Source organism: Burkholderia aenigmatica (assembly GCF_902499175.1).
GTDB classification, from domain to species: domain Bacteria; phylum Pseudomonadota; class Gammaproteobacteria; order Burkholderiales; family Burkholderiaceae; genus Burkholderia; species Burkholderia aenigmatica.
Genome location: NZ_CABVQC010000129.1, coordinates 1 through 6,516, shown reverse-complemented (window position 1 = coordinate 6,516; position 6,516 = coordinate 1). Strand labels below are relative to the sequence as shown.

Sequence of the window (6,516 nt, the reverse complement as noted above, 5' to 3'; positions counted from 1 at the left end):
CAAAACGTATACGCGCTCGACCGATATAGAGCCATTGGCAGCATGACCGAGACGACAACTAGCTTGACTCGCGCCGAAGCGATGAGCGGGCAACGGGCGCGCCACCAGTCGGGAGTCAGGCACGTCTCCCAACATCACGGCCAGGTCGAAACGCTCGGCCGTCATGTCGACGTGACGATCCGTCATGGCCAGTTCGATATCCAGTCCGGGATGTGCGCTCAGCCATTCACCGAGCGCAGGCGCCAGCACATACTGGCCGAAACTCACCGGGACGCAAAGCCTCAACTTGCCCCGCCATGGTTGCGACGCACCCGCAAGCCTGCTGCGAGCGTCCTCGATGTCCGTCATTCCCTGGCGGCAGGCTGCAAAGAACAACTCGCCATCCCCGGTCAAGGTGATCTGCCGCGGCGAACGGTGAAACAGCCGAACCCCCAGTTCAGCTTCCAGGCGTGCGACCGCCTTGCTCACGGCTGAGGGGCTGAGCTGAAGCAACCGTGCCGCACGCGTGAAATTGCCGGCCTCGGCAGCGCGGACAAAGGTGCTGATATCGGTAAATGGATCCACTCTGCCATTCCCTCAATTCACAATAAGTCTGAATTTTAAGGCCTTATCGTGATATAGGATCATCCCTATAGTCGAACCCTCACTGTTTGAAGAGGGGGTAGAGATGTTGAGATTCACGCAAAGCTGGTTCTCGCGACTGTTCTTGTTGTCCGCCATGGCAACCGACGCCAGTGAGGCAGCCCCTCCCTCGTCGCAGCCTGAAGTCAGCGTTGACGCAGCTGCACGCCAACCGATACCAAACGTGCCGAACGACGGTCGATCCGCGCTGCTCATGATCGAATTTGTCAATGAATGGCTTGCTCCGGAAGGCAAGTTGAGACGGCTGATCGAGGATGAGCATCAGTTCTCTCAGTCGCAGGAAGCCGCCAAGCTGGCGCTGGCGGCAGCACGCCAAGCGGGCATGCCCGTGATTCACGCGACGCTGCAGATGTCTTCGGACTACCGAGAGTTGGGGCGGGCTCGATTCGGTCTGCGTGGAGCAATTCAAAAGGCCGGCACCTGGCAGAAGCAAGATAGCGGTTGGCAGTTCCATGGGCCGTATGCCCCGCTCGAAAATGAATTCGTTGTCAGCGGACGGGCGGGCGCCAGCGCTTTTTCCGCTTCCGATCTGGACAACTATCTGCGTGGCCAAGGCATCACTCGGCTGTACCTTGCCGGCTACGCCACCCATGTATGCATTGAGTCGACACTGCGCGCCGCGCACGATCTCGGCTATGAGCCGATCGTGCTGAGTGATGCCACCGCGGCGTTCACCGACCAACAGCAACAACACGTGTTGAATGAGGTCGTCCATCATTTCGGCTGGGCCATGCCGGCTCGCGTCTTCGTCGACAGCATTGACCTTAGACGTTCCTTCTAGCCATCCGGCAAGTGAGTTCTCTTTTATCCCAGGGACAAGGAGGACTCGATGAAGAAGCGATTTACCGACGAGCAGATCATCCGCATCTTGCGCGAGGCCGAGAGCCGGGATGAGCCGGTGAAGGATCCATGCAAGCGCCACAACATTTCGGAACAAACGTTCTATCGTTGGCGCAACCAGTTCGGCGGGATGGACGTGGCTGACGCGCGTCGGCTCAAGGAGCTGGAATCGGAAAACGATCGGCTCAAGCGCCTGATCGCCGAGCAGATGCGGGTAATCGACGGCCTGAAGGCGTTCAGCCGAAAAAAAATGACCACCCCGACGGGCCGGCGCGAAGCGCTGGAAATCCTGACTCGGCGGGGGCTCTCGCAACGCAAGGCATGTCGCTACCTGGGACTGAGCCGCCGAGTGGCGACCTATACGCTCAAGCAACCGGAGAAGGATCGGAGTCTGGACGCCAGCCCGCGGTCGCAGGACGTGATCTTGACGCTATCGCGACTCACGCCGCTGTACGGCAAGCCCGCGTTTGTTCGGTCGGACAACGGTGCCATTTACCGCTGCCAAGGTCATGCGTTGGCTGCGAGACGCTGCAAGCAGTCCGGCCTTCATCGCGCCTGGCAGTCCATGGCAAAACGGATTCGTCGAAAGCTTCAACGGCAAACTGCGAAACGAATTGCTAAACCGCGAATGGGTCCGCAGCCGCGCCGAGGCCAAGGTGCTCATCGAACGCTGGCGGCAGTTCTATAACGAGCGCCGGCCCCACGGCGCTCATCGCTACCCCCCCGGCCACGGTCCGTCGAGCCTGGCCGGATTCCGATAATATCGATGCGAAACTCACTGCCTGATTGGTCACGGAATTCCGCCGCAGGTCACAGCCGTTGAGGTGGGAAAATTTAAAATTAATTGGCGATTGGGTGGTCGTGACTACTCGGGTGATGATCCGAGCTATTGGGTGGATGGCAAAGTCGACCCATGAATGACCAACGCCTTCGATATACAAAAAATCATCGCAACCAACGAGAAAGAAAAAGGCACAGCCGCACGAAATCATTTTCGCATCGGCATCAATGCCTACCTTTCACACTGTTGCAATTGAAGAATCTGCTGCTGATACTCTGCGGAAACACGCTTCAATTGCGCAATTTTTTCAGTATTGAATGACCGCCCGATGTGATCGCCCTCCAACTCTGCAAGCTTCGCCTCAACTGAATCCTTGTTATTTTCAATTACTTGAATCTGATTTCGTTTATTCACGAATGGCGCAATCTTCAAAGCGTATTCGTTAAGCCTTGCATTATCCATCTTCAGATTTTCCACCTCAGCAGCACAGCTATCCGATGTCTGCTTGACATCCCTGGAACCTTGACTAAGCTGATTGACTTGAGCCTCCAATCCCACAGACCTCACCCTTTCATCACTCAATGCCTTCTTATATTGCTCGATTGCTTGCTCCAAAGACTGAAGTCTCACAACATTAAGATCGTTTTGCCCCAATCCCTTTGCTTGATCCCGGATTTTTGATCTCAACTCCTCATTATCCGATTTATATCTATCTATCGCGGAAGCCATCTGTACCGAATAAAACTTGTCGCACGCAGCCCATACCACCCCCGCTGTCGCAATTACCGTCGCACCCGCTGTAATCACAACAATTGCCGCCTCCTTGCTGAGAGGAATTAAATCCAGAAGATTTTTAGCCATAATATTTTCAATAACAAAATTAAAAATTACCCAGCAACGAGATAACTCACACATCCAAATCAAAGGGGTCAGAATCATCACCAGATTGCCGCTTTTCTGCATTCTTTAATGCTGCCTCGGCATAGGATTCCAACCACGATCCGGCGAAATCAACGTTTGACTCAACCTCAAGCTTTGGCAAATCGTACTCAGCACGGGTCTTTTTTGCAAGCTTCCATGCCTCATAGCCAAAGAAGCCAAGTTGCTCATTAAAAAAACCCACAAATTCTGGCGGAATGCAATTCTCAAAGCAATCATTGAGATATGACGACATCAGGGCAACTTGACTTCCATGCATCAGAACCTTCGCTGCAATGTCGGAATTCAAATGACGCAATTCCAAATCAGACGAATTTTTAAATTCTGGAAAATCCAGATCATGCCGACCATCCGCTTCATGACGACCAAGTTCTTGTGTCAGCCTCACATTCCGATTGAGCTTACCGGAACATTGAATCGCATAATCCTCAAGGTGAGAAATAACCTTGATCGCGGCAATCTTTGCGTCCAGCCGTCCAACCTTACGTTCACGCCTACGCTCCTTCACCCAAGTCATTATTTGGGAAACCGCTGCTGAAACAACAGTGCTCCCCAATGCAACTGTTGCCAACACCCCCCAATCGATATTGGGCATTGCTTTTATCACCCGAGTTTTGCTGCAGCCTCATTGTGACGCTCACGCCTGAGGTGTTTGGATGATCAGTTGTGCGGGTGCGGCCGTGGCAGGCACCTGAATCGATGCAGGCACAGCAGGTTGTGCTGTGGCTGCTCCAACGGCATCCTGAGCACGTTTGAAGGATTGCCCCAACTCACTGTTCAAAAACGTCTCAGAAGCCTTCGGAGGCGCGTCCAGATCGCCGGGTACATTGGGATCAGCCTTCATGGTGATGCTATGCCCCTGAGGTGTGGAATACACAACCTCAAGATCACGCACCTGCTCTTTGAGCTTCCCTAAAACCCCTTTGATGAGTTCGTCGTCTTTTGGCATGTTCGGCAAGCTAAGCTGCTTCTCTCTGCAGCAAGGATAGCCGAAGGCATCAATGCCTTCTCCTTGGCAATGATTGGTTTTTTGGTATTCAGAGAGAGACGTTTCTCACGTCGCTTGCCAGCGCTGGTGAACTGGTAGCGGTAGCAGAAGATGCCGTGACGTGATTGGGCGATGCGGACAGGCAGTTTCATTGGCCCTCTTCGAGTGAAGAGGTACAACAGTGAACGGTACTGCAGCGCCGGAAAAAGAAAAAGCCCCGCAAGTCCGAGAACTTGCGGGGCTTTGTCACCGCTTTTGGCGGAGACGGAGGGATTCGAACCCTCGATCCAGGTTTTGGCCCAGATGCTCCCTTAGCAGGGGAGTGCCTTCGACCTCTCGGCCACGTCTCCCAAACTTTCGCTCGCACCAGGGAGGCAGTGCGACGAGAACAAGATAATATAGGATTTCGAACCGCGCGTCAATTTCCGTGATGCATTTTCTTCAACGCATCACGAAAAATTCACGACGCCTGGTCGAGTTCGAATGCCTTGTGCAGCGCGCGGACGGCCAGCTCCATGTATTTCTCGTCGATCAGCACCGAAATCTTGATTTCGGACGTCGAGATCATCTGGATGTTGATGCCCTCTTCCGACAGCGTGCGGAACATCTTGCTCGCGACGCCCACGTGCGAACGCATGCCGACGCCAACGACCGACACCTTCGACACCTTCGGGTCGCCCTGCACCTGCTCGGCGTTCACGTGGCCCTTCACCTGGTTGGTGAGGATGTCCATCGCCTTCTGGTAGTCGCCACGGCCGACCGTGAACGTGAAGTCGGTTTTGCCCTGGACGCTCTGGTTCTGGATGATCATGTCGACGTCGACGTTCGCATCCGCGACCGGGCCGAGGATCTGATACGCGATGCCCGGCTTGTCGGGCACGCCCATCACCGCAATGCGTGCTTCGTCGCGCTGGAACGCGATGCCGGAAATGACTGCCTTTTCCATGGTCTCGTCTTCTTCAAAAGTAATCAGGGTGCCCGAGCGCATTTCTTCGTCGAGCGCAATCAGCGGATCGGTCAGGCTCGACAGCACACGCGTCTTCACCTGGTATTTGCCGGCGAATTCGACCGAGCGGATCTGCAGGACCTTCGAGCCGAGGCTGGCCATTTCCAGCATTTCCTCGAACGTCACGCGATCGAGGCGTCGCGCCTCTTCGACGACGCGCGGATCGGTCGTGTAGACGCCATCGACGTCGGTATAAATCAGGCACTCTTCGGCATCCAGCGCAGCCGCGACCGCGACCGCCGACGTATCCGAGCCGCCACGGCCCAGCGTCGTGATGTGGCCGTCCGGATCGACGCCCTGGAAGCCCGTGATGATCACGACCTTGCCTGCATTCAGATCGGCCTTCACGCGCTCGTCATCGATCGAGTGAATGCGCGCTTTCGTGAACGCGCTGTCGGTCTTGATCGGCACTTGCCAGCCCGCGTAGCTCACGGCCTCGACGCCGATTTCCTGCAGCGCGATCGACAGCAGGCCGACGCTGACCTGCTCGCCGGTCGACGCGATCATGTCGAGCTCGCGCGGGCTCGGCTGGCTCGAAATCTCTTTCGCGAGACCGAGCAGACGGTTGGTTTCGCCGGACATCGCCGAAGGCACGACCACCATCTGGTGCCCGGCCTGATGCCATTTTGCGACGCGTTTCGCGACGTTCTTGATGCGCTCGACCGAGCCCATCGAAGTGCCGCCGTATTTGTGTACGATGAGTGCCATTGTCGTTCTGAACTGGAGGAGAAACCGCACGGGCGCGCTGGGCAGGCCGCGTAGCCGTTCGGTCACGCGGCTTGTGGCTGTGGACGGACGACGAGGGGGACGGCTGGGACGCAACACGCAAGCGTGACGGATTTTGCCCGGAAGGCCGATCAGGCCGCGCAAACCGGGTACGTCACGCGGAAAACCTGCACAAATCGCTCAAAAATCGAGCCGAGCAAACGTCCGAGCGTACCCGATAGAGGCCCGCTTGACAAGCCGCTCGCCGCGTCCGAGGTCGTTCCGGCGCTGTTTACCAAATGGTGAAAATGGGCACGCCATGGCGCCGCCGGCAGCCTGCCCCCATCATGCGATCAGCAGGTCCGGACGCCACTCGATCCGGCGCCACGCACCGTCACCGGATGCCCCGCCGCCGGACACGCCGACATCGCGGTTCACGCCAAGGCGCGGCACGTAGATCAGCTGGTCGCTGGCGAACAGCAGCGGCACGTCGCGCTGCCATGCGGGCACGCCACGCTCCTGGAACAGGTTCTTCAGCGTGCGGCCCGGCCCGCCCGGCGACGTGCGCATCCGCTCGCCGCCCGCGCGGGCACGCGCTGCCAGCCGCGCGCCGCG

Annotated in this window: 7 protein-coding genes, 1 tRNA gene and 1 pseudogene; 2 read left to right on the top strand and 7 right to left on the bottom strand. The window is 57.0% G+C overall.

Features of this window, described 5'->3' with window-relative positions:
- Window positions 1-564: LysR family transcriptional regulator (locus BDO18943_RS41980; protein WP_175026675.1), on the bottom strand; the 564-nt coding region annotated here is incomplete at its 3' end.
- 103 nt (window positions 565-667) lie between these two features.
- On the opposite strand from BDO18943_RS41980, the gene BDO18943_RS41975 reads away from it, so the two are divergent.
- Both BDO18943_RS41975 and BDO18943_RS41970 read left to right on the top strand, forming a co-directional pair.
- A complete protein-coding gene (locus tag BDO18943_RS41975; RefSeq protein WP_205187825.1) occupies window positions 668-1,423 on the top strand; it encodes a cysteine hydrolase in 756 nt (251 codons plus the stop codon).
- Between the two features lie 48 nt (window positions 1,424-1,471).
- Window positions 1,472-2,268, top strand: a pseudogene (locus tag BDO18943_RS41970) (integrase core domain-containing protein).
- 226 nt (window positions 2,269-2,494) lie between these two features.
- On the opposite strand, the gene BDO18943_RS41965 reads toward BDO18943_RS41970, so the two are convergent.
- From BDO18943_RS41965 to tilS, 6 genes are all read right to left on the bottom strand, one after another.
- Window positions 2,495-3,205 carry a hypothetical protein gene (locus BDO18943_RS41965; protein WP_210771978.1) on the bottom strand — a complete coding sequence of 237 codons (711 nt, stop codon included), beginning with the start codon at window positions 3,203-3,205 and terminating at the stop codon, window positions 2,495-2,497.
- A complete protein-coding gene (locus BDO18943_RS41960; protein WP_175026673.1) occupies window positions 3,171-3,797 on the bottom strand; it encodes a hypothetical protein in 627 nt (208 codons plus the stop codon). Before BDO18943_RS41960 ends, BDO18943_RS41965 begins: the two co-directional genes overlap by 35 nt.
- 42 nt (window positions 3,798-3,839) lie before the next feature.
- A complete protein-coding gene (locus tag BDO18943_RS41955) occupies window positions 3,840-4,151 on the bottom strand; it encodes a hypothetical protein (RefSeq protein ID WP_175026672.1) in 312 nt (103 codons plus the stop codon).
- Window positions 4,152-4,446: 295 nt separating this feature from the next.
- Window positions 4,447-4,540: transfer RNA gene (locus tag BDO18943_RS41950), tRNA-Ser, on the bottom strand.
- A gap of 110 nt (window positions 4,541-4,650) precedes the next feature.
- On the bottom strand, window positions 4,651-5,904 hold the full coding sequence (locus tag BDO18943_RS41945) for an aspartate kinase (RefSeq protein WP_175026671.1): 1,254 nt from the start codon (window positions 5,902-5,904) through the stop codon (window positions 4,651-4,653).
- Window positions 5,905-6,246: 342 nt separating this feature from the next.
- Window positions 6,247-6,516 (bottom strand): tRNA lysidine(34) synthetase TilS (gene tilS / locus BDO18943_RS41940; RefSeq protein WP_175026670.1); only part of this gene is annotated, 270 nt, incomplete at its 5' end.